The following is a 22,187-nucleotide window of genomic DNA, read 5'->3' on the forward strand; positions in this document are numbered from 1 at the left end:
GATTATGCTGCGGTATGCAGACTTAATGTAAATATGTTTGTGGCGAGGTTGCTGTATGACTGAGCGTAAGCCGAGGATTATTGTAGACGCCGATGCCTCTCCTAAAAAGGTGAGAGAGATTACATGTGAGATTGCACAAAAATACGGTTGGGAGGTTGTGACCGTGGCATCTTTTCATCACCGGGTGGAGGGGGCACACCATCATATCGTCGCAGGTGACGAGGCCCAGGCAGCTGACCTCGTCATTCTCAACTTGCTAAAAAGGGGCGATATCGTCGTTACCCAGGACTGGGGATTGGCTGCCCTGGTTTTGGGGAAGGGAGGAGATGCACTTTCACCTCATGGGTATATCTTCCGCGAAGAAAGAATGGAGTTTCTCCTGGAGGAACGGCATCTTAAAGCCAAATACCGTAGAATGGGCGGGCGTACCAAGGGACCTGCGGCCCGTACCAAAGCAGATGACGAAAAGTTTAGAAAAGCTTTAGAAAAACTTGTCCAGGAGAGAGAGAACAATCTCAAAGGCGATTAGGCCAATGATCATCCACTCTAGTCTGGTCCCTCTTTGGGCATGGGTCAAACCCGTAAATACTTCGGTAATGTCCATCAGCGTTTCCGTTTTATGGCGTAAGGTTTCATACCTTTCCTCCAGTTCGAAAAGACTGCTAAGCTTGGCAAAAAGGTTCCCCGCTTCCTCATTGACCCAGGTAATATCAGGTTTATCCAACAGCATAATGTAGGAGATGGTATTGTACTTAAAGCGCAAGATGGTGGCTGAGGTTTTGGCCAGCCGGTTATCCGATATCTGAAAACGGCCTTTGGCCAGATAATCCACAATGTCTTCGATATCATCAAAAAGAACGTCGATGTCGTGTTCGATTTTTTCCAGGGCAACGGATTTGGCTAAAACAGTGGATACGATTTCCAGGTAGTAATCTTTAAAGGCCGGAGCCACCATGTCTTCATAATTAATGGAGGGTTCGTCATCGGGCCTTATTAAGAGCTTAAAATCATCCTGGAAAGTGAAAGAGGAGATTTGCTGAATGTTCTTATCTATTCTTTTTAGATAGATAACAACGTCCATCATTTCATGGTGAGAGAAATTGATAAAGACAACGGTACCGAAATAAAATACAAAAACATATTTATTGTGGGAATCCCTGAGAATGCCCTGCAAGTTATCTTCCTGGAGGACAAGGGGGTCTTCCCAGCGCAGTTTTTTATGCATGCCAAAATGAACTGCCAGTTTGTTAAGGTTAATCTCGTTGGTTAAGACAACGGCGGTAAAAACAGCCGATTCCATAAAATCATTCCTTCTGAAATGTATTAAATTATTACACTGGCCGGCAGTGTTCAGAAAAAGAAGGAGAAATATAAACCTATTTGTGCTTAAGCAGATGCAAAAAAAACTATAACTTAAGTAAATGATATTATCAAAGAGAAGGAGTATCTTCTCTTTTATTTTTTCCCCAATTTAATAGAAAATAAGAATAGGGTAATTTTTATTATTTTGTTATAATAAACGTATTGTTTTAAGAAGCGGGTGATTTATCGTGCAGTGGAGAAGAAATCTCTGGTTTTTATCCATCGCCGTCTTCATTGCTAACCTGTCCTTTACCTTGAATATGCCTTTTTTACCCAGGTTTCTTGAAGAGTTGGGCCTTGAAAAAAATCTATCCCTTTGGTCAGGGATAATGATTTCCGTTAACTTTGTAACCTATGCCATCATGGCGCCGATTTGGGGTTCTTTGGCGGACCTTCACGGTAAAAGGGTAATGTTTATGCGTTCGGGTTTTGGTATAGCTGTAACATATGTCTTTATGGGTTTAGCCGCTAACCATTGGCAGCTTTTTATTTTTCGGGCCATGAACGGTCTCCTTTCCGGTTTTATTCCTTCTGCCATTATGTTTGTCGCAACGAATACCCCGGAAGAGGATATGGGATATGCCTTGGGTATTCTCAATACCTTTATTGCCCTGGGGGGTATTATGGGGCCCTTTATGGGAGGGGCCATGGTTCAGTATTTGGGGCTAAGGATGATCTTTTATATTTCGGCAGGCCTGTTATTTATTGCTTCAGCCCTGGCTGTATTTGGCACGAAAGAACGGATAATTAAGCAGGCCGTAAAAGTGAACCTCTGGCAGGACCTTAAAAGCATCATGGCTAATAGATCTCTGAAAGTATATTTCTTTTGTATGGTCATGCTGCAAGGGGCTACCTATATGATCCAGCCTATTTTACCCATACGCATAGCTGAACTTACCAGGGGAAATGTGGAATTGATAACAGGAATAATATTTTCTGTAATTGGTATTTCGCTGGCTATAGGTTCACCACTTGTGTGTAAAATTAAAAAAGCCAATTATGTAACAATTCTCCTGGGAGGGTTATTGCTTTGTGCATTGTTGAGTGTGGTTCAAGGTTTAACCTACTCTGTATTACTGTTAGGCGTCCAGCGTTTTCTTTTCGGTTTTGCCAATGCCGCCGTTAACGTCAGCGGCAATGTGCTCATTACCCAGTGTGCGGGAGAGGAGATGCGGGGACGGGTTTTCGGTACATTAAATGGACTGACGGCCTTTGGCGCTGTTTTCGGGCCCTTGATGGGCGGATTCCTTGGTGAACATCTGGGTACGCCCAGCGCTTTTCATGGCAGCGCGGTGCTTTTTGTCCTGGCTGGTTATGCCGTGTGGAAAATCCGCCATAAGGCTGTGGATGTGCTAAAATCAAGGGTAGAAACCTGTTCCTGCCTGGAATAGTGTACAGCTATATAAAAAGGGAAAGACCTGACATTACCATGTCAGGTCTTTCCCTGTACGCCCAGCATGGGCGTCATCTCTAGGGTGAAAGTCCCGAACGGGGGCTGGCGAGTGCCTACCGTTAGCTGACGGCAAGGGTGTCCATCGTGTTGCGCCTTGAAAGCGCATGAGTAACAAGTAACCTGAAATGGTTACCATGATAAAGTTTAACCAACAGTCATGTACCGAGTCTTGTGTGGTGCATAGCAATGTGTACTGCATGCTAGGTAGTGTGAGGGGACGGGGGTTTATCGCCCCCTCCTACTCGATTTAGGGAGGCTTACCTGAAAAGTGGTACCCTGTCCCGGGGTACTGAAAACTTTAATCGTCCCGCGGTGTTCCTTGACGATACATTCGGCGATAGCCAGGCCTAGCCCTGTTCCCCCGCTTTGCCTGGACCTGGCTTTGTCCACGCGGTAGAAACGTTCAAAGATTTTTTCCAGGTGAACTGTTTCAATACCTTCTCCTGAATCTTGTACGGAGATTTCAATATGAGAGCCTTTGTCTTTAAGTTCCAGGACAATGGAGCCCCCGGCAGGTGTATACTTGATGGCATTGTCCAGGAGGATGACAATCAACTGTTTGAGACGGGTTTCGTTCCCTAAGATAGATAAATTAGGCACAATGGATGACTCTAATGTGATGCCCTTTTTGACTGCCACCGGTTCAAAAGGAGCCAGGGCCTCTTTTACAGCCAGGTCCAGGGGAAAACAGGCCATGTCTTGCATTTCCTCGTGAAAGTCCGCTCGGGCCAGAAACAGAAGATCGTCCACCAGTTTCGTCATCCTTTTGCTCTCTATCTGAATGTTTTCTAACCATTTAAACTGGCTTTCCACAGTTTCCCGGGGATTATCCAACACAAGTTCCAGATTGGTTTGGATCACTGCCAGGGGGGTACGAAGTTCGTGGGAAGCGTCGGCGATAAAGTCCTTTTGCCGCTGCCAGGATTTTTTGATAGGGATTAAGGCCCTGTCGGCCAGGAAAAGGCTGCCGAAAAAGGTGAGGGCGAGTCCTATCAGACCCGATACGATTAGGGCCGCCAGGAGGTTTCTGAGGATTTCCTTTTCTGATCTGGTATTAACAAATACGTAGACAGTTTCCCCAGCATCCGTGAGGGAATGTTTAAGATAACGGTAAGATTCAATATTATTTAAAGATACTTTGCCTTTATGGGGTGATAAGTGCGAGACTTTTTCCAAAAGTAAAGCCAACTGTTCCTGGGTGATGGGCAGGTTGGGAGAAGTGTCTATGAGTTGACCGTTTTTATCCACTTTGGCGAAAAAGTAATTAAAAATACGCCTTTGCCTTTCCGGAAGTTGACTTTTGGAACCGGAGACGGCTTCAGCGGCCATGACCCGCATGATTTGTTCCGATTGACGGAGTATAATTTTAGAATTGGCTACATAGATGCCTGACATCATAACGAGAAGGATTAAGCCTACTACCAGGACATTAATCAGCGTGAGTTTTATGCGTAAATTATTGAACATGGGTATCCTCCTTAAGGCAGTAACCAATACCTCTGACTGTCTCAATCCGGACGGGACATTGGGGGGAATTGAGCTTTTTGCGGAGAAAGTGAATATAGGTCTCCAGGTTATTGATTTCTACATCTGTATCCAGACCCCAAACCCGGTCAAAAATTTGTTCTTTGGTAATGACTTGACCATAGTTACGAAGAAAAAGTTCCAGGAGCTGTGCTTCCTTGTTGGTTAGTTTAATGGTTTCAGCACCAATAGTAACTTCAGAGCGCAGTGTGTCCAGGGTAAGGGAAGATAGCCGTATTTTTTCATCCCGCAGCAGTTCCGTTTGTCTGCGGCTCAAAGCTCTGACCCTGGCTAAGAGTTCTTCCGTGGCAAAGGGCTTTATCAGGTAATCGTCAGCTCCCGCATCTAAGCCTTCTACCCTGTCCTCTATGGAATCTTTGGCCGTAAGGAGGAGCACTGGTGTCTTCATGCCTTTAGCTCTCAACTCCTTTAAAATGGCTATCCCATCTTTTCCGGGCAGCATGCGGTCCAGGATAATGAGATTATATATTCCTGTTTCCGCCTTAGCCTGACCAATCTCTCCATCTGAGGCGGTGTCAACGCCGTATTTATTTTTCTTAAGAAGGTAGGCCAGTGCTTCGGCCAGCCGTTCTTCATCTTCGATCAATAATATGCGCATCATATCACCTCTAATTTAATCCTAGCCTTTTTGCCTTGAAATTACATTAAAAAGTAAGACAAATTTTAAGGCAATTTTAAGCTTTCTATATGAAAATTAATATAGTCCCGTTCGAGGAGGTATGACATGGTCATTGGCTGGAGCAAGTTCAAACCAAATCCCGTCCATTTCTGGAGAAGCCTAAGTAGAAAAGGCAAGCTGGCTGTTGTATTAATTTTTCTATTTATTGTAACCGTTTCAGGTTATCTGATCTGGAACAAAACTAAGGTGACCAGTGTGGTACCACAGACTTCAGTGAAAGTAGAGAAAGGGTCTATTCGGGTGACGGTAAACGGCAGCGGCCCTGTGGCTGCGGCACGGGAACACGTCTTTAAAGCGCCGGGCGAAAGTACAGTAAAGGAAATTCTCTTTAAAGAAGGTGATCTGGTAGAAGCCGGCCAGGCGGTGATGGTGCTCGATAGCCCCCTGGTTGAGGCTCAGGCTGCCAAATCTTTAGGGCAGGCCGGTCAAGCACAGGCGGACTTAAATGAGCTTAAACGACAGATGGATGACTTAAATTACCGGGCTCCCTATCCTGCCCGTGTAACTTCCCTCAAAGTTAACCCTGGTGACAGGGTGACCAAGGGTACGGCCATTCTTTCCCTTGTTCATTCGGATAAGGCAAATCTCAATATACCCGCTGGTGAGGCTGCATCTCTTATTCTTCCAGGGAACAAAGTATTCATTACCCTTCTAGAGTATGGTGAAACTCTCAGCGGTACTATTACGGGTAGCGGTTCTCCTTATACCAATAACGGTAAGAATCTTGTGAGTTTTTCGGTTAAATTGAACAGTGGGTCTGTATTACAGAATGACACATTGGTGACGGCAACCGTTACTACCGTCCAGGGGGAACGGGAAATCTCGGGTGTTCTCAAGCCTGCCCCTGCTCTAGAGGTGAAAGCTGCTGCCGATGGTATAGTTAAGGACATCTATGTTCAAGGTAATGATACTGTGGCCGAGAATACTCTGCTCTTTTCCCTGGACAGTCCTGGCCTGGAGGCCCAGTATCAGGCCAAATTGGCTTCTCTTAAAGAGGCCGAACTCAATCAGGCTGACAGTGCCATCAAACTGCAGGAACTTGTACTGACCGCACCTTTCACAGGGATCTATCATGGTGTGGTGGATAATACAGGTCCTAAAAATACATTTCTCCAGGTTGGTGACACTATCAGTACTAATCAAAACTTAGGTAAAATCGTAAGTCAAGATAGTGTCCAAGTATCATTTACTGTCGATGAGCTGGATATCATGAAAGTAAAAATTGGCCAAAAAGCCAAGATTACGGCCGATGCCCTAAAGGGTAAAGAATTCACAGGTGAAGTGGTGCGTATTGCCCAGGAAGGTATTGTCCAAAACGGTGTAGCCTTTTACTGGGTAACCGTAGAAGTTAAAAATTGGCAGGGTTTACTGCTGGGAATGACCGCGGATGTGGAAATTGTGGTAGCAGAAAAGGAGGATGCTCTTGTCCTGCCTATTACTGCAGTACAGGACTTCCGTGGCAAAAAGTATGTTCTCCTCAAAGATTCCTCCAGGAAAAAGCAGGATGGAGCCACAACAGGACAAAGAGGGATGCCGGAAAATGCAGTACCTGTAGAAATTGGAATGCACAATGAAAATCTCGTGGAAATTGTCCGGGGCCTGGAGGCAGGACAGGAAGTATTACTGCCTGAGATAAAAAGGCCTATAAACAATTCAGGGGCAGCTGTTCCCAGAATGGGTGTACCTATTCCTGCCGGGGGACGTCCACCGGAACGCTAGGAGAGTTTCTATGCTAAATATGAGTAATATCAGTAAAATCTATAAAACCGGCGCCATAGAGGTTATAGCCTTAAACAAGATAAACCTTACCGTGGAAGAAGGTGAATTTGTAGCCATTGTAGGACCGTCTGGTTCCGGAAAATCGACGCTCATGAACCTTATAGGCTGTCTGGATACACCCACCCAGGGTGAATACTGGCTGGACGGTCATAAAGTCAGTAAACTTTCCGATGATGAACTGGCTGATATCCGTAATCTGAAAATCGGCTTTATCTTTCAGGGATTCAACCTTCTTCATAAGCTATCGGCCGTGGAAAATGTGGAACTTCCCTTGATCTACCGCGGGATGAATGCTAAAGAGCGGCAGGAAAGGGCTTTACGCGCCCTGACCAAAGTAGGACTTGAGAATCGTCTTCATCATAAACCCAGTGAACTCTCGGGGGGGCAGCAGCAGAGGGTGGCTATTGCCCGGGCTCTGGCCGGTGATCCTCCCCTGATCCTGGCTGATGAGCCCACAGGTAACCTGGACAGCGTCTCGGGTAAAGAGGTGCTGGCCAGTCTCCGGGAGCTTAACCAACAGGGCCATACCATTGTCTTAATCACCCATGATACTCAGGTAGCCGAAAAAGCCAGGAGAATCATCCGGATACAGGACGGCTCCATTGTGAGTGACGAAAGGATGGGTTGAGATGGAGTTTTGGCAGGCTATACGTTTAGGTATTAGTGGCATCATGGGGAACAAACTCCGTTCCTTTTTAACCATGCTGGGTGTTATTCTTGGTGTCTCGGCTGTCATCATCCTGGTAGCCCTGGCTGAAGGATCAACCCAGCAGGTGTCGGAACGCATCCAGAGCATGGGCTCTAACCTTCTTTCCGTGTCCATCAGAGGTAGGGGAAATACGGGTTATCTGAGCTATGAAGAGGTATTAAAGTGGGAGGCTTATGAAGGGGTAAGTAAGGTAGCCCCCAGTATCTCCACCCAGGTTCAGGCCAAATTTGGCAATAAAACGAAAGATGTTAATATTGAGGGCACCAACCATTCCTATCACGAGGTACGGAATACCCATGTGGTCATGGGGCGGGAGCTTACTGCCATCGATGTGGAGTTCCGGGAAAAGGTGGCTGTAATTGGAGCCAATGTGGCTAAGGAACTGTTTGGTGAGTTTAATCCCCTGGGAGAACATATTAAGTTGAGAGGTATTAACTACCGCGTCATCGGTGTTCTGGAAACCAAGGGAAGCACCATTGGAGGCTCCAGTGACGATGCTGTCCTCATTCCTTTAACCTCGGCGGAACGCTTTGTAGGTACCCGGGGTATCCGGCGTGTTTATGTCCAGGCGGAAAATCCCGAGACTGTGGACCAGGTTGTGGCCAAATTGACTGAATTTCTCACGGACAAGTACAAAGACCCTGATAATTTCAGCGTCTTTAACCAGACGGAAATGCTGCAAACCGTTAACCAGGTAACCAGTATGCTCACTATTATGTTAGGGGGCATAGCAGGGATTGCCCTTCTGGTTGGGGGAATCGGCATTATGAATATTATGCTGGTGACCGTAACCGAACGGACCAGGGAAATTGGCATCCGTAAAGCCATTGGCGCTAAAAAACGGCACATCCTTTACCAGTTCCTGGTAGAGGCAGTGGTCATCAGTTCGGTAGGAGGAGTTATCGGTATTTTCCTGGGAGTAGGTATTGCCAAGCTGATTTCTGTCTTTACCTCAATAGCTATAAAATTCTCAGTGCCTGTGATTGTTATTGCTTTTTCCTTTGCTGTCCTGGTAGGAATTGTTTTTGGTGTTTACCCGGCCAACAAAGCGGCCAGGCTAAATCCCATTGAGGCCTTGCGTTATGAGTAGAATTGCGGGGTTACCAATAAACTTTTGAAGGAGGCGGGTTTCATGACCTACAGCTCTTTCTGGGTAATTTTTTCGACTCTGGTTGTTATCCTGGTCGCGGTTATCTGGAAATATTCACCCAGATTTGCCGGTAACAAAACTTACAGGCTTAAGAACAGTGGAAAATACAAACTCCAGTATAAACGGTAAATGGTTCTGGGTGCTTACTTGCTGTTGAAGGAAGAACATGACCATGAACATTTATACGAAGTCGTGGAACATGAACATCGCCATTGTCACAATGATGGACACCATACACATTATCACCCGGGCCAAAGTAATGCGGAGCATTCTCACCGGCATGTTCACGAAGCAATGAGACATATTTATCCCCATACACCGGATTTTCAACACCGGCATCAGCATTAGTTAGATTACGGGATAAAAATTTCTCTGATTCCCATCCTTTTTTTATCGGGTATAGTATGCCAATAGAGGCGTCTCTGACTGGTGTCGGAGATGCCTTCTTTTATTTGATGGGAATTAAGTTTTCCAAAAAGTAGATTAGATTAGGTACACTTAGTGGTTGGAGTAAGGTAAATATCTTTTTATCAACAACGGAATAAAGCATTGAAACTACGAAGATTTACGTTATAATAAACTTAAGGGTTTAAAATAATACACTAATGTTCAATATAATGTACTTACCCGAATATTCATCTTTGATATATAATTTAAGTAGAAAATGAAACACGGAGTAGGAGAAATATGACGAAAAAAATCCCGTATCAAGTTCCCGCAGTGGATAGGACCCTGGACATCCTGGAATACCTCAGTAAAAACCAGCAGGCTTCGTTGACTCAGATTTATCAAGACCTGGACCTGGCTAAAAGTACTACTTACGGTATTCTTTTAACCCTGGAAAACCGCGGCTACATTCGTAAAGATGTCTCCGGGCGCTTCCAGCTTGGCCTAAAACTGTATGAGCTGGGTACCATGGCCCTGGGGCATGTTGACTTTGTTAAAGAAGCTTTACCCATTATGGAAGACCTGGCAAAAAAAACAGGACTTACCTGTAATCTGGGTGTTCTGGAAGGAGATGCCGGTGTATATATTGAAAAAGTGGATGCGCCAAGCCCTATCCGGCTTAATTCCTGGAAAGGGAAGAGATTGGCTCTGCACTGCACAGCCCTGGGTAAGGTTCTCTTAGCCTATAAAAGTCTTCCCGAGATTGTGGATGCTCTGGAAAGAATACCGCTGGCTGCCAATACTGAACATACCATAACCGATAAAGAAACACTCCTCAATGAACTGCTGCAGGTAAGACGCAAAGGTTATGCTCTGGATAATCAGGAGAATGAGGAGGATATTACCTGTATTGCAGCGCCGATTTTTGACCACGCGGGTAAGACTGTAGCGGCTGTCAGTCTCTCAGGTTTAACCACCTGGATGACTCCTGAAAAAATCAGTGGCTTAACGGAAATTCTTATTCCAGCCTGTGAAGCTATTTCCAAGCGCATCGGCGGTTAAAGAAAACCCGGGTTGGTGGAAAAAAATTTATAAACCTTGTCTTGGAGATACGGTCTTTTAGACGTATCTTTCCATATAGTCATTATAATAAACAGAAGTTTTATCTACAAAACGAAAGGAGTTGTCTCATGTCTACGAAGGAATTTGTGATGGGGAACGAGGCTATAGCTTTGGCGGCGAAAGAAGCTGGGGTCTCCGTGGTGGCAGGTTACCCCGGAACTCCTGCTTCCGAAATCATCGATGCCAGTTTAAGTCATGGTATCTACGCCGAATGGTCAACCAACGAAAAACATGCTTTTGAGGTGGCAACAGGTGCATCCTTATGCAATCAACGGGCTATGGCCGTTATGAAGCATAATGGGACCAACGTGGTCACTGACTTTCTGATGCATGTTAACTTTACGGGTGTTAGAGGCGGCTTGGTGCTAATTTCAGCTGACGACCCGGGAGGAAACTCCTCACAGAACGAAGAAGATACACGTATCTTGATTCACAACTATGCCCATTTGCCCGTTTTTGATCCTTCTTCTATCCAGGAAGCTAAAGAAATGACCAAAAAAGCTTTCGAACTTTCCGAACAGACGGAATTAGTATTTGCCCTGCGTCCCGTGATGCGGATCTGTCATGCCCGGGGTATTGTGGAAAAAGAAGATGTTACATACCAAAAGAAACCGGTGGAGTTTAAGAATGACAGAAGCCGCTTTGTAATGTCTGCCGTGGTAGAAAAAGAACATGGCGGAGTTTTACGCCCCATCATTCGTCACCGCTGGCTGAATCAAAAACAAAATGAACTGAAAGAGATTATGGAAAACCTGCCCTTTAATCACATTGAAAAAGCCGATGGTGAAGTGGGTTACGTCGGCTGCGGTATTGGCTACAGCTATTTGAAGGAAGCGGAAAGTATTTTGGATAAAAAGCTGCCTGTTTTGAAACTCACCACACTTCCTTTACCCGAGAAAAAGGTTATAGAATTTGTTTCTAATTATAAGAAGATTGTTATATTCGAAGAACTGGAGCCTGTTGTGGAAAACCTCATCAAGGGAATCTGTTATGACAAAGGCATTCAAGTGGAAATCTTAGGCAGGAAGACCTTCTTACCTGCAGAAGGAGAGCTCTCAACAGGTTTAATTCTGAAAGCTATTGAGAGTGCGGAAGCCAACAAAGCAATGCCTAAGGAAGCCCAGAGCACTTATATTCCGGCCCGTGTTAGAACCCAATGTGTAGGCTGCAGCCACCGCGGTTTACTCTATGCCTTAAAGTCGGTTGTACGCAGGACTGGCGCTGTGGTAACAGGCGATATTGGTTGTCACGATGCCGGAAGTTTCCAACCCATGAACCTTCAGTCTACTATTTACTGTATGGGTTCTTCTATCCCCATGGCTTACGGGATAAAAGCAGGTGGATACGAGAAACCAGTTATAGCCATGATCGGTGACTCTACCTTCTTCCATAATGGCTTAACGGGTTTGGCCAGCGCTATTTTCAATAAAGCTAATATCACAGTTATTATTGCCGATAACTCTACCACTGCCATGACCGGTTTCCAACCTCACCCCGGCAGCGAAACTAATGTCAGAGGCGAACAATTCCAGGCCATTGATCCTGCCTCTGTAGCAGCAGTTATGGGGGCCAAAACCTATATATGTAATCCCTATAACGTAGAAGAAACTAAGAAGCTATTAGCTGAGGTAGTAAAAGAAGAAGGGGTTAAAGTTGTCATAGCCCGTGCGTTGTGTTACCTCAAGTTCTCCCGGGAAGGCAGAGTATCCTTTGAAGCGAGAAAAGTAACTGTTGACCATGAGGTATGTAACGGTTGTAAGATTTGTGTTTCCGATTTTGGCTGTCCTGCTATTACCATCGTTGACGGTAAGGCCAGGATCGACCAGGATAGTTGTAATGGTTGCGGAGTCTGCGTATCTGTATGTGCGAGGGGGGCAATGAAATAATGAAGCTTGATATTGTAATTGCTGGTGTAGGCGGACAAGGAAACATTCTGGCCTCTGAAGTTTTGGCCCAGTGTGCCATGGATAAGGGGTACAACGTACTGAGTACTGAAACGAAAGGTGCGGCCCAAAGGGGAGGCTCTGTAGTATCCCACCTGAGGATTTCCGACAGTGATATTTATGCTCCCCTGGTTCCTGTTGGTCAGGCCGATATCCTGCTGGGTTTTGAACCCCTGGAAGCCATGCGTAATGCCAAACTCTTAAACAGTAAAGGCAAGTTTATTATTAACCAAGAACCCGTACAGACTGTTCTCAGCAACATGGGAGCCGATGTTTATCCTCCCTTAAGTGAACTGGAAGCAGCGGTGAAAGCGGTATGTCCCCACGGCTATTTTGTTAACGCAACCCAGGCGGCTAAAGAGTTGGGGTCTACCTTACTTACTAACGTCATTATGTTGGGAGCTTTCAGTAAGGTAACGGATATCTTTACACCTGAGGTGATTTTGGCCAAACTGCTGAGCCTTGTGAACGAAAAATTCCACGAAGATGACAAGGCAGCATTTGCAGCTGGGCAAAAACTAGTCTAAGATTTAGATTTTTGTAAGAAAAAATAAAAAAGTAGGGTTTGCCGGAATTTTAAAAAAGGAGGAATTTTGTGAAAACGGCGCAGGAGTATATAGACAGTATTAAGAAGCTTAAGCTCAACGCCTATGCCATGGGCAAGAAAATCGATTGTCCTGCCGAACATCCCCTGATCAGGCCTTCTCTTAATGCCGCAGCCATGACTTATGAGTTGGCCCAGGATCCCCAATACCAGGACCTGATGACGGCTGTTTCTCATCTCACGGGGAAACGCATTAACCGCTTTACCCATCTTCATCAGAGTACGGATGATCTCGTAAAAAAAGTGAAGATGCAGCGTCTCCTAGGGCAAAAGACAGGTACCTGTTTTCAGCGCTGTGTAGGCATGGATGCCATCAATGCCCTGGGCAGTACTACTTTTGAGATTGACAAGGCTATGGGTACTAATTACCATGAGAGATTCAACAAGTTCTTATTGCACCTTCAGGAAAATGACCTGATGTGCGATGGCGCTATGACTGACCCCAAAGGTGACCGCGGCAAACGTCCCAGTGAACAGGAAGATCCCGATGTTTTCCTTCATGTCGTAGAGAAAAAAGCTGACGGCATCATTGTGCGAGGGGCCAAATGTCATCAAACAGGGGCTTTGAACTCTCACGAAATCCTGGTAATGCCTACCATGGCTATGCGCCAGGAAGATGCAGACTATGCCGTATCTTTTGCCGTGCCCACTGATACCCCAGGTATCACTTATATCCTGGGCCGCCAGGCTTCCGATACCCGCAAGATGGAAGGCGGCAGTATCGATGTGGGGAATGCCCGTTTCGGCGGTCAAGAGTGCCTGGTCGTTTTTGATAATGTCTTTGTTCCCTGGGAACGGGTCTTCATGTACAAGGAATATAAATTTGCCGGTATGCTGGTAGAACGCTTCGCTGGATATCACCGGCAGAGTTACGGCGGCTGCAAGGTAGGGGTAGGTGACGTCCTCATCGGGGCGGTGGCTAATCTTGCCGATTATCAGGGTGTGGCCAATGCCTCTCATATTAAAGACAAAATTGTGGAAATGATTCACCTCAATGAAACGCTTCACGCGTGCGGCCTGGCCTGCTCTACAGAAGGCAAACCTACTGCCTCCGGTACATACTTGATTGATTTATTGATGGCTAACGTCTGTAAGCTGAATGTAACAAGATTCCCCTATGAAATTGCCCGGATTGCCGAAGATATTGCCGGCGGTCTCATGGTTACCCTGCCCTCTGAGCATGACTACCGTAATCCCGAGACAGCCCATTATATAGAGAAATACCTTCGGGGAATAAGCGGTTTAGCCACCGAATGCCGCCTGAGAATGCTCCGCCTGGTAGAGAACATTACCATCGGCGCTGCCGCAGTAGCTTACCGGACAGAATCCATGCATGGCGCCGGTCCCCCGCAAGCCATGAGGGTTATGATTGCCAGGCAGGCTAACCTTGATGAGAAGAAACAGTTTGCCAAGGATTTGGCCGGAGTGACTGACCTGGAAAAGAAATAGTTTAAGCCACAAATAGTCATCAATTTTAAGGAGGTAAGAAGTTAATGTATCCTTTTACTGAAGAGCAAATCCTTATCAGGAACATGGCCAAAGAATTTGCCGAGACAGTGGTAGCCCCCAGAGCTGCAGAAATTGATAAGAAGCATGAATTCCCCAGTGACATTGTGGCGCAAATGGCGGAACTCAACCTCATGGGCATTCCTTATCCCGAAGAATATGGCGGCGCTGCCGGGGACTATCTCAGCTACATTATGGTTGTAGAAGAACTGTCTAAAGCCTGTGCTTCAACAGGTATTATCCTGGCTACCCATACTTCTTTGGGAATCTGGCCTATCTATAAGTACGGTACTCCCGAGCAAAAGGAAAAGTATATTAAGCCCCTGGCTACCGGCGAAAAATTAGGAGCCTTCTGCCTTACCGAACCTAACGCCGGCACTGATGCCGCCAGTCAGCAGACAGTAGCCGTACTCGATGGGGACTACTATATTCTCAACGGTTCCAAGTGTTTTATTACCAACGGCGGTTATGCCAGCACTTACATAGTTTTTGCCATGACAGACAAGAGCAAAGGTGTCAAAGGTATCAGCGCCTTTATCGTGGAAAAGGACTTTCCCGGTTTTGCCGTAGGCCAGTTTGAAGACAAGTTGGGCATTCACGGTTCTGCAACCGCCGAAATCATTTTCAAAGATTGCAAAGTACCCAAAGAAAACCTCCTGGGTAAAGAAGGTGAAGGCTTTAAGATTGCCATGACTACCCTGGACGGAGGCAGGATTGGTGTTGCCGCCCAGGCTTTAGGTATTGCCCAGGCTGCTTATGAGGCGGCTTTGAAATATGCCAAGGAAAGGCACCAGTTCGGCAAACCCATCAGCGCCAACCAGGCCATCCAGTTTATGCTGGCCGACATGGCTACCCAGATCCAGGCAGCCCGTCACCTGGTCTACCATGCCGCTTTCCTCAAGGGTAGTGACCAGCCTCATACTAAGGAAGCTTCCATGGCTAAATTACATGCCTCCGAAACCGCTATGCAGGTAACGATTAAAGCCGTACAGATCCATGGCGGTCACGGTTACACCACGAACTACCCCGTGGAACGCCATCTGCGGGATGCCAAGATTACCGAAATCTACGAAGGAACTTCAGAAGTGCAGCGTATGGTCATTGCCTCTAATATTTTACGGTAATCAAAAGAAAAAAAGGTTTTCGGTCAGCCCAGGCTGGCCGAAAACTTAGTTGCGGAGGAGAGGAATATGCCCAACATAATTGCCTGTTACAAATGGGTTATCGATGAAGCCGACATCAAAGTGGATGCAAAGACCCGGGAGCTCCAATTCGACCGGGTCAACTACAAAATCAGCGAATACGACCGTAACGCCATTGAAGAAGCGGTCAAAATCTGTGAAGCTCAGGGAGGAGAGGTTATAGCCCTGACAGCCGGTACGGAAAAAGCCAGGGCTTCCTTAAAAGATGCTCTTTCCCGGGGGCCTGCCCAGGCTATCTATGTGAATGATGAGCTTTTAGGCAATGCTGATGCCTTTATCACCGCCCGTGTCCTGGCCAAAGCTGTGGCCAAGGTGCCTGATTATCAAATGATTATCTGCGGCGAAGGTTCCAGCGACCAGTACAACCAGCAGGTAGGCCCCCAGTTGGCCGCTCTCTTAGGAATTCCCGCCATTACCTTTGTCAACAAACTTACCGTCTTACCCGATAAAGTAGTGGCCGAGCGCAAACTGGAAGACGGCATCGAAGTGGTGGAGGCCGCTTATCCTGTCCTCGTCACCGTTCTGCCCGACATTAACAAGGCCCGTATTCCCAGCCTTAAACAGATCCTGGGCGCCAGCAAAAAACCGGTCAAGGAGATTAAACTTCCGGAACTGGTACTTACGCCAGAAGAACTCAAACCCCGTTTTAAGGTAGCCAGTACCTTAGCTTACGTCATGGCCAGGAAACAGCAGAGAATCACCGGTGACAGCATAAACGAAATGGCAGAAAAAGCAGCGGCTGCACTAATCAAAGAAGGCGTCGTGGGTTAGGAGGGAGGAAAAGCAATGAACATCTGGGTAATAGCCGAACAACAAGAACTGGCCCTGGAACTGACAGGGGCAGCCCGTACCCTTTCGGGAACAGCGGGTGAAGTTATCACCGTCCTCACGGGGACAGAAGCCCAGGCCCAAATGGCAGTAAAAAGTGGTGCCAGCAAATGTTACTACATAAATGGGGAGATGCCCTTAGAAAACTATGCTGAGTCTTTGGCCAAAGCCCTCAAAACAGCCAAACCAAGACTCATTCTCATAGGAGCTACCAGAAGAGGCAAAGACCTGGCTGCTAAAATCGCTGCTCTCCTGGGTGTGGGTTGTGCCACCGACGGCAAAAACATAGAATTTACCGCCGAAGGCGTAAAAATAGAAAGAATGGTCTACGGAGGCTTGGCCGTCAGTACTTTGATCTCCCAGGAAGAAACCGTAATTGTCACCGTTCCTCCCAAGACCTATGAAGCTCCCGCCCAAGAGGAAAGAACAGGAGAAGTGAAAGCCTTTACCGGCCAGCCCAGTACTAAGGTAAAAGTCGTGGAAAAACGCGCTAAGCCCAAAGATGCTGTCAATATCGCTGATGCAGCCGTCGTTGTGGGTGTAGGCCGCGGTTTTGCCAAACAGGAAGACCTTAAACTGGCCGAAGACTTGGCCAAAGTCTTAGAGGGAGAACTAGGCTGCAGCCGTCCTGTAGCCGAAGACCTCCACTGGCTGCCTGAAGACCGTTACATCGGCATCTCCGGTCAAAACATCAAACCCGGCCTTTACCTCTCCTTAGGTATTTCCGGGCAAGTCCAGCACATCTCCGGCATCCGTGATGCCAAAATCATCTTTGCCGTAGACAAAAACGAAAATGCGCCCATCTTCCAGAATGCCGACTACTACATCGTCGGTGACCTCTACCAGGTCGTACCCGCCCTGGAAGAAGCCTGCAAGAAGGCCCTCAACAAATAGGGGGATGAAACATGAGCGAAGAAAGATTTGACTGTATCATCGTGGGGGCAGGGCCGGCGGGCAGCGCCGCCGCCCTTACCCTGGCCCGGGCCGGCCTCGAAGTCCTCGTCATCGAAAGAGGCCTGCAAGCCGGCAGCAAAAACATGACAGGAGGCAGGCTCTACGCCCACGCCCTGCAAAAAATAATCCCCAACTTCTGGGAAGAAGCACCCGTCGAAAGACGGGTTGTCAAAGAAACCATCACTATGATCACGCCTTCCGGCAGTGTTTCCCTGGACTACAAGAGCCAGCGCTACAACCAGGAACCCTACCACTCCTTTACAGTCCTAAGAGCCCAATTCGACCAGTGGCTGGCCACTAAAGCCGAAGAAGCCGGGGCCGTCATCGCCACCGGCGTCAGAGTCGATGACCTTTTACGGGATGACCAGGGTAAAATCATTGGCGTCATTGCCGGCGAAGACCAAATGCTGGCCAACGTCGTCATCGCCGCCGACGGAGTCAACTCCCTTTTAGCCCAGAAAGCGGGCCTAAGGGGCGAACTCAAAGACATTCACGTGGCCACAGGCGTCAAAGAAGTCATCGAACTGCCAAGACAAGTAATAGAGGACCGCTTCCAGCTCACAGGAGAAGAAGGGGCTGCTCAGCTCTTTGTGGGCCGGTGCACCCAAGGAATCCAGGGCGGCGGTTTCCTCTACACCAACAAAAACACCATCTCCATAGGTCTCGTCATTACCTCCGGGGCTATAGGAAAAAGCAAAATAAAAATTGCTGACTTAATCGAAGAATTCAAGACCCACCCCAACATCGCTCCTCTCGTAACCGGGGGTAAAGTCGTCGAATACTCGGCCCATTTAGTACCCGAAGGCGGCCTAAATATGCTGCCTGCCCTCTATACAGACGGGCTTTTAATCGCCGGTGATGCCGCAGGTTTAGTCTTAAACACCGGCTACATGGTCAGGGGCATGGATTTAGCCATCTACTCCGGCATCGCTGCTGCTCAGACCGTCATCAAAGCCAAAGAAAAAGAAGACTATTCCAAAACATCCTTAAGTCATTACCAGGAACTTCTTAAAAACAGCTTTGTTATGAAAGACCTGGAGACCTACAAAAATGCCCCGGCCTTCATGGAACAGACCACCCGGATCTTCACCACCTATCCGCAATTAGCCGACAACATCCTCTACAAACTGTTTACCGTATACGGTACTCCCGCCCAGCATCTTTTACCCATGGTCATGGGCGAACTCAAGAAGAATAATATATCCATCTTTGATTTGGTCAAAGACGGTATAAAGGGGGTCAGGGCCCTATGAAGAAACTCTCCATCGAAGAACGCCTGGGTTTCAACAAATTCAATGTGGACGATGATGAAGCCCATATCACTATAAACAAAGAAATCTGCCGCACCTGTACGGAAAAGCCCTGTCTTTATGCCTGTCCTGCCCTTTTATACAACTTAAACGAAGCGGGAGAAATGACCTTTGATTATGCGGGATGCCTGGAATGTGGGACCTGTCGGGTGGTTTGTCAAAAGCAAGGGGCCATCCAGTGGAATTATCCCCGGGGAACCTTTGGGGTCCAGTTCAGGTATGGGTAGGTGGAATAGGGAAAGAAAATAACCCATTGGATTCTTAAATCCCAATGGGTTATTTTTAATTTATATATTTCCTTTTAAACCGATTTCCTCCGCTACTTTTTGCATCCCTGTTTATTGTTTCTTCAATTATATAATCTAAATCCATGCCTAACATTTGTGCTCCCTGTTCAATTATTTCCCGATTGACACCGGCAGCAAATCCTTTTTGTTTCCATTTCTTTTTAACTGATGCCACAGTTGTTGATATAACTCCATAATTTCCTTATACAGTTAATGGGGTTGGCATTATATTTGTTCGCACATAATGACGTTAGTAAAAGGAATAAATTAGTATTTGGGAGGAAGACGACCTTGTGTGTAGAAGTAAAAGGGATAAGATTACTGTATTATATAGTTATTAAAGATAACAAGGAGGACTCTGTATGTATATTTCCCCTGCTTCTCTCCCCGGGACTGTGGCTGAATTAAGAAGTGGACAGCTTGACCTTCTTAAGTATGTTAACGAGATTTGTGACCGCATTGAAGTCATTGAGCCCCATATTCAGGCCCTGATCCCCGAACCCGACCGGCGAAGTCGCCTTTTAAAGGAGGCTGAAGCTTTGCAAAACATGTATCCCGACTCCAATAAAAGGCCTCCCCTCTACGGGGTGTTAGTGGGCGTTAAGGATATTTTCCGTACCAAAGGGTTTCCTACCAGGGCCGGTGCCCAGCTCCCTCCGGAACTGTTTGAGGGTCCGGAGGCAGAGTGTGTTAAAAGACTGCGGGAAGCCGGGGCTTTAATCCTGGGAAAAACTGTAACCACTGAGTTCGCCTTCTTTGCGCCAGGACCTACCCGCAACCCCTATAATCCGGAGCACACTCCGGGGGGATCCAGCAGTGGTTCGGCAGCCGCTGTGGCTGCAGGTTTTTGTCCCCTGGCTCTGGGTACCCAGACCATTGGCTCGGTTATCCGTCCCGCTGCTTTCTGTGGCATAGTGGGTTTTAAGCCCAGCTACGACAGGATTCCCAGTGAAGGGCTCATTTACTTTTCGCCTTCCCTCGACCATGTGGGTCTTTTTACCCAGGATGTAGAGGGGATGAACCTGGCAGCTTCGATTTTGTGTTACGACTGGGAGCCTGCCGCTCCAGGGGAAGAGATTGCAAAATTGCCGGTACTGGGGGTGCCGGAAGGTTCTTATCTGGCTCAAGCCAGTGAGGAGGGGCTTAAGGCTTTTGAGGCTCAATTGAAGATGTTGGTAAAGGGAGGTTATGAGATTAAGAGGGTACCTGCTTTCGAAAATATTAAGGAGATCAACCTGCTGCACAGGCGGATGGCTTTTGCCGAACTGGCCCAGATTCATGAGGAATGGTTTGCCAGATATGAAGACCTTTATCGCCCTCAAACAAAGGACGCTATTTTAACCGGTAAAGAAGTTGAGGAAGAAGAACTGAAGAGAGCCCGCGCCGGACGACTTGCTTTGCGGGAAGAATTAGAAGCATTAATGGCTGAACACGGTATAGACCTTTGGCTCAGTCCTGCTGCCGTTGGTTCGGCCCCCCAGGGTATTAGTGCTACGGGCGATCCCATTATGAATCTACCCTGGACTTATGCTGGTATGCCCACAATTACATTGCCTGCAGGGATGAGTGAGAGCAATTTACCACTTGGCTTACAATTTACCGCTCCTTTTATGGCCGATGAGCGGTTATTAGAATGGGCAAAAGGAGTGGAGATGGTCCTAAGAAGGTTATGAAAAAAGGGTTGAGATTTCTCAACCCTTTAAATATTACATTCTCCGGCTAATAACGATAAACTTTTTTGGCGGTTACCTCTTTATCCTCGTTGGTTAAGACTATCAGGTAGTCACCAACTTGATTTTAAGTTAGTGTATACTATTTCACGGAATAGATCGGCCTTTTCCAGTAGGAGCCGGTAAAAGACGATCACAAAGCCAGCGATAAAACCGATGAGGATTCCTTCCAGGAACAGCTTAAAACGGAAATCCATCCAGTGATTCAGGGTAGTAGAAGTTGAGCTGATTCTTTCTGATGCCACTTTAAAGCAACCTCCAGAAATCTAAGGTATAAAACGCACAATAAAAATTATATTCTTTATTAAAGGAATAATCAAATTTTAGAAATGACTCTAGTCAGGCTATATATAATCTTTAGTTTAGGTTATACCGGCATAATCAAATTATACGAATAATATACCTCGGCGAAACAAGTAAGAGATTGACAAGTATTCCCATGATGAAATACAATAACTATATAAACTACATATCTCCGAGCCTGGATTCCTGGGGACGGGGTCTATGGAGTACAGGCCGACAGGGTGTCACTGGAAACGGTGGTGCCTCCCGTGTGGAAAGGAGAACGCAAGGCTGATCCAGAGTGGATTGCTTTTTAAGGTTCTAAACGTCTTCTTTCGAAGGCGTTTTTTTGTACCTTAATTCTGCTCCTTTCCCTGAAAAGGGGCTTTTTTGTTGTCATATTTAATGTGAAGAGCGACAAACTCTTAAAGGGCAACAAAAAAGACCATAGCAACATCATTATTTACGAGGAGGAGTAAAGGTGAAAAAGGTTTTTAGTGTTTTGCTGACAGTCATTCTTCTTTTTTCCCTGGTCGCTTGCGGGAAAACGGCACCAAAGCAGGAAGCTCCTAAATCCGTAGAAGAAAACAAGACCATTGTCTTATCCACTACCACCAGTACCAAAGACTCAGGGCTTCTGGAAAAGCTGCTGCCTGTCTTTGAACAGAAGACGGGGTACCAAGTGAAAGTCCTTTCCCAGGGGACGGGTCAGGCCCTGAAAACAGGGGAACTGGGGGACTGCGACGTAGTTTTGGTTCACTCCAGGGCTGCGGAAGACAAGTTTGTGGCTGACGGCTTTGGGGTCAATCGGCGGGATGTCATGCACAATGACTTTGTGATTGTAGGACCGGAACACGACCCGGCTAAAATAAAAGGGCTTCCGGTGGTGGAAGCTCTAACGAGAATTGCTGAAATGAAAAAGACGGAATTTATCTCCCGCGGTGATGATTCCGGCACCCATAAAAAAGAACTGGAGTTGTGGACTAAGTCTGGAGTAAAGCCTGAAGGAAAATGGTATCTTTCTGTTGGTAAAGGTATGGGAGATACCCTGATTATGACTGACGAAAAACAAGGGTATACTTTGGCCGACCGGGGAACATATGCCAGTATGAAAGATAAGCTAAAACTGGTAGTTCTGGTCGAGGGTGTACCGGAACTTCTTAATCCTTACGGCATTATTGCCGTAAACCCAACCAGGCATCCTAAGGTTAACCATAATGGGGCTATTGCTCTAATCGAGTTTATCACTTCCCAGGAAGGGAAGGACATCATCAACGGTTACAAAGTAAACGGACAGCAGTTGTTTTTCGCCAAATAAATAGCGTGAGTACAGCCCCTCTTACGGGGCTTATTTT

21 protein-coding genes, 1 pseudogene and 1 riboswitch are annotated in these 22,187 nt (G+C 46.8%); of the genes and pseudogenes, 17 read left to right on the plus strand and 5 right to left on the minus strand.

Going from position 1 to position 22,187, the window contains the following annotated elements; translation table 11 throughout:
- Positions 1-55: 55 nt before the first annotated feature.
- Positions 56-529, plus strand: coding sequence for a YaiI/YqxD family protein (locus BR63_RS17865; RefSeq protein WP_034423533.1), 474 nt, complete (start codon positions 56-58; stop codon positions 527-529).
- Here the strand turns inward: BR63_RS17865 and BR63_RS17870 are convergent.
- Positions 482-1,300, minus strand: coding sequence for an RMD1 family protein (locus BR63_RS17870; protein ID WP_034423530.1), 819 nt, complete (start codon positions 1,298-1,300; stop codon positions 482-484). The genes BR63_RS17865 and BR63_RS17870 overlap by 48 nt on opposite strands.
- 250 nt (positions 1,301-1,550) lie before the next feature.
- Between BR63_RS17870 and BR63_RS17875 the strand changes: the two genes are divergently transcribed.
- On the plus strand, positions 1,551-2,753 hold the full coding sequence (locus tag BR63_RS17875) for an MFS transporter (RefSeq protein WP_034423528.1): 1,203 nt from the start codon (positions 1,551-1,553) through the stop codon (positions 2,751-2,753).
- Positions 2,754-3,040: 287 nt separating this feature from the next.
- On the opposite strand, the gene BR63_RS17880 is transcribed toward BR63_RS17875, so the two are convergent.
- On the minus strand, positions 3,041-4,282 hold the full coding sequence (locus BR63_RS17880; protein ID WP_034423527.1) for a sensor histidine kinase: 1,242 nt from the start codon (positions 4,280-4,282) through the stop codon (positions 3,041-3,043).
- On the minus strand, positions 4,272-4,958 hold the full coding sequence (locus BR63_RS17885) for a response regulator transcription factor (protein ID WP_034423525.1): 687 nt from the start codon (positions 4,956-4,958) through the stop codon (positions 4,272-4,274). The genes BR63_RS17880 and BR63_RS17885 overlap by 11 nt, the downstream gene beginning before the upstream one ends.
- A gap of 126 nt (positions 4,959-5,084) precedes the next feature.
- Between BR63_RS17885 and BR63_RS17890 the strand changes: the two genes are divergently transcribed.
- The 13 genes from BR63_RS17890 (at position 5,085) to BR63_RS17950 (ending at position 18,760) form a co-directional block, all read left to right on the plus strand.
- A complete protein-coding gene (locus tag BR63_RS17890; protein ID WP_034423522.1) occupies positions 5,085-6,758 on the plus strand; it encodes an HlyD family efflux transporter periplasmic adaptor subunit in 1,674 nt (557 codons plus the stop codon).
- Between the two features lie 10 nt (positions 6,759-6,768).
- A complete protein-coding gene (locus BR63_RS17895; protein WP_034423520.1) occupies positions 6,769-7,446 on the plus strand; it encodes an ABC transporter ATP-binding protein in 678 nt (225 codons plus the stop codon).
- Between the two features lies 1 nt (position 7,447).
- Entirely contained in the window at positions 7,448-8,617 is a 1,170-nt protein-coding gene (locus tag BR63_RS17900; RefSeq protein WP_034423517.1) for an ABC transporter permease, read from the plus strand.
- Positions 8,618-8,659: 42 nt separating this feature from the next.
- Positions 8,660-8,806, plus strand: coding sequence for a hypothetical protein (locus BR63_RS17905; RefSeq protein ID WP_153802122.1), 147 nt, complete (start codon positions 8,660-8,662; stop codon positions 8,804-8,806).
- A gap of 558 nt (positions 8,807-9,364) precedes the next feature.
- Complete coding sequence (locus tag BR63_RS17910) at positions 9,365-10,126, plus strand: IclR family transcriptional regulator (RefSeq protein ID WP_034423515.1); 762 nt, start codon at positions 9,365-9,367, stop codon at positions 10,124-10,126.
- Between the two features lie 128 nt (positions 10,127-10,254).
- The gene (locus tag BR63_RS17915; RefSeq protein ID WP_034423513.1) at positions 10,255-12,072 is read left to right on the plus strand and encodes a thiamine pyrophosphate-dependent enzyme; all 1,818 of its coding nucleotides are present in this window, start codon (positions 10,255-10,257) and stop codon (positions 12,070-12,072) included.
- On the plus strand, positions 12,072-12,656 hold the full coding sequence (locus BR63_RS17920) for an indolepyruvate oxidoreductase subunit beta (protein ID WP_034423512.1): 585 nt from the start codon (positions 12,072-12,074) through the stop codon (positions 12,654-12,656). The genes BR63_RS17915 and BR63_RS17920 overlap by 1 nt, the downstream gene beginning before the upstream one ends.
- Before the next feature lie 68 nt (positions 12,657-12,724).
- Entirely contained in the window at positions 12,725-14,182 is a 1,458-nt protein-coding gene (locus tag BR63_RS17925) for a 4-hydroxyphenylacetate 3-hydroxylase family protein (protein WP_034423511.1), read from the plus strand.
- A 44-nt stretch (positions 14,183-14,226) separates the two neighbouring features.
- Positions 14,227-15,363, plus strand: coding sequence for an acyl-CoA dehydrogenase (locus BR63_RS17930; protein WP_034423510.1), 1,137 nt, complete (start codon positions 14,227-14,229; stop codon positions 15,361-15,363).
- 66 nt (positions 15,364-15,429) lie between these two features.
- The gene (locus tag BR63_RS17935; protein ID WP_034423508.1) at positions 15,430-16,212 is read left to right on the plus strand and encodes an electron transfer flavoprotein subunit beta/FixA family protein; all 783 of its coding nucleotides are present in this window, start codon (positions 15,430-15,432) and stop codon (positions 16,210-16,212) included.
- 15 nt (positions 16,213-16,227) lie between these two features.
- The gene (locus BR63_RS17940; RefSeq protein ID WP_187142715.1) at positions 16,228-17,163 is read left to right on the plus strand and encodes an electron transfer flavoprotein subunit alpha/FixB family protein; all 936 of its coding nucleotides are present in this window, start codon (positions 16,228-16,230) and stop codon (positions 17,161-17,163) included.
- A gap of 11 nt (positions 17,164-17,174) precedes the next feature.
- Positions 17,175-18,476 carry an FAD-dependent oxidoreductase gene (locus BR63_RS17945; RefSeq protein WP_187142717.1) on the plus strand — a complete coding sequence of 434 codons (1,302 nt, stop codon included), beginning with the start codon at positions 17,175-17,177 and terminating at the stop codon, positions 18,474-18,476.
- Complete coding sequence (locus BR63_RS17950; protein WP_034420541.1) at positions 18,473-18,760, plus strand: ferredoxin family protein; 288 nt, start codon at positions 18,473-18,475, stop codon at positions 18,758-18,760. Before BR63_RS17945 ends, BR63_RS17950 begins: the two co-directional genes overlap by 4 nt.
- Before the next feature lie 60 nt (positions 18,761-18,820).
- Here BR63_RS17950 and BR63_RS17955 read toward each other — a convergent pair.
- A pseudogene (locus tag BR63_RS17955) lies at positions 18,821-18,998 on the minus strand (hydrolase); the annotation flags it as partial.
- A gap of 184 nt (positions 18,999-19,182) precedes the next feature.
- On the opposite strand from BR63_RS17955, the gene BR63_RS17960 reads away from it, so the two are divergent.
- Positions 19,183-20,493 carry an amidase gene (locus BR63_RS17960; protein ID WP_051965462.1) on the plus strand — a complete coding sequence of 437 codons (1,311 nt, stop codon included), beginning with the start codon at positions 19,183-19,185 and terminating at the stop codon, positions 20,491-20,493.
- Positions 20,494-20,603: 110 nt separating this feature from the next.
- On the opposite strand, the gene BR63_RS17965 is transcribed toward BR63_RS17960, so the two are convergent.
- Positions 20,604-20,795 carry a hypothetical protein gene (locus tag BR63_RS17965; RefSeq protein WP_034420539.1) on the minus strand — a complete coding sequence of 64 codons (192 nt, stop codon included), beginning with the start codon at positions 20,793-20,795 and terminating at the stop codon, positions 20,604-20,606.
- Between the two features lie 216 nt (positions 20,796-21,011).
- A riboswitch (molybdenum cofactor riboswitch) is annotated at positions 21,012-21,130 on the plus strand.
- 183 nt (positions 21,131-21,313) lie between these two features.
- On the opposite strand from BR63_RS17965, the gene BR63_RS17970 reads away from it, so the two are divergent.
- Positions 21,314-22,150, plus strand: a complete 837-nt coding sequence (locus tag BR63_RS17970) for an ABC transporter substrate-binding protein (RefSeq protein WP_034420538.1) — start codon at positions 21,314-21,316, stop codon at positions 22,148-22,150.
- The last annotated feature ends 37 nt before the right edge of the window (positions 22,151-22,187 follow it).

Origin of the sequence: Thermanaerosceptrum fracticalcis, assembly GCF_000746025.2 — a bacterium.
Lineage (GTDB): Bacteria > Bacillota > Peptococcia > DRI-13 > DRI-13 > Thermanaerosceptrum > Thermanaerosceptrum fracticalcis.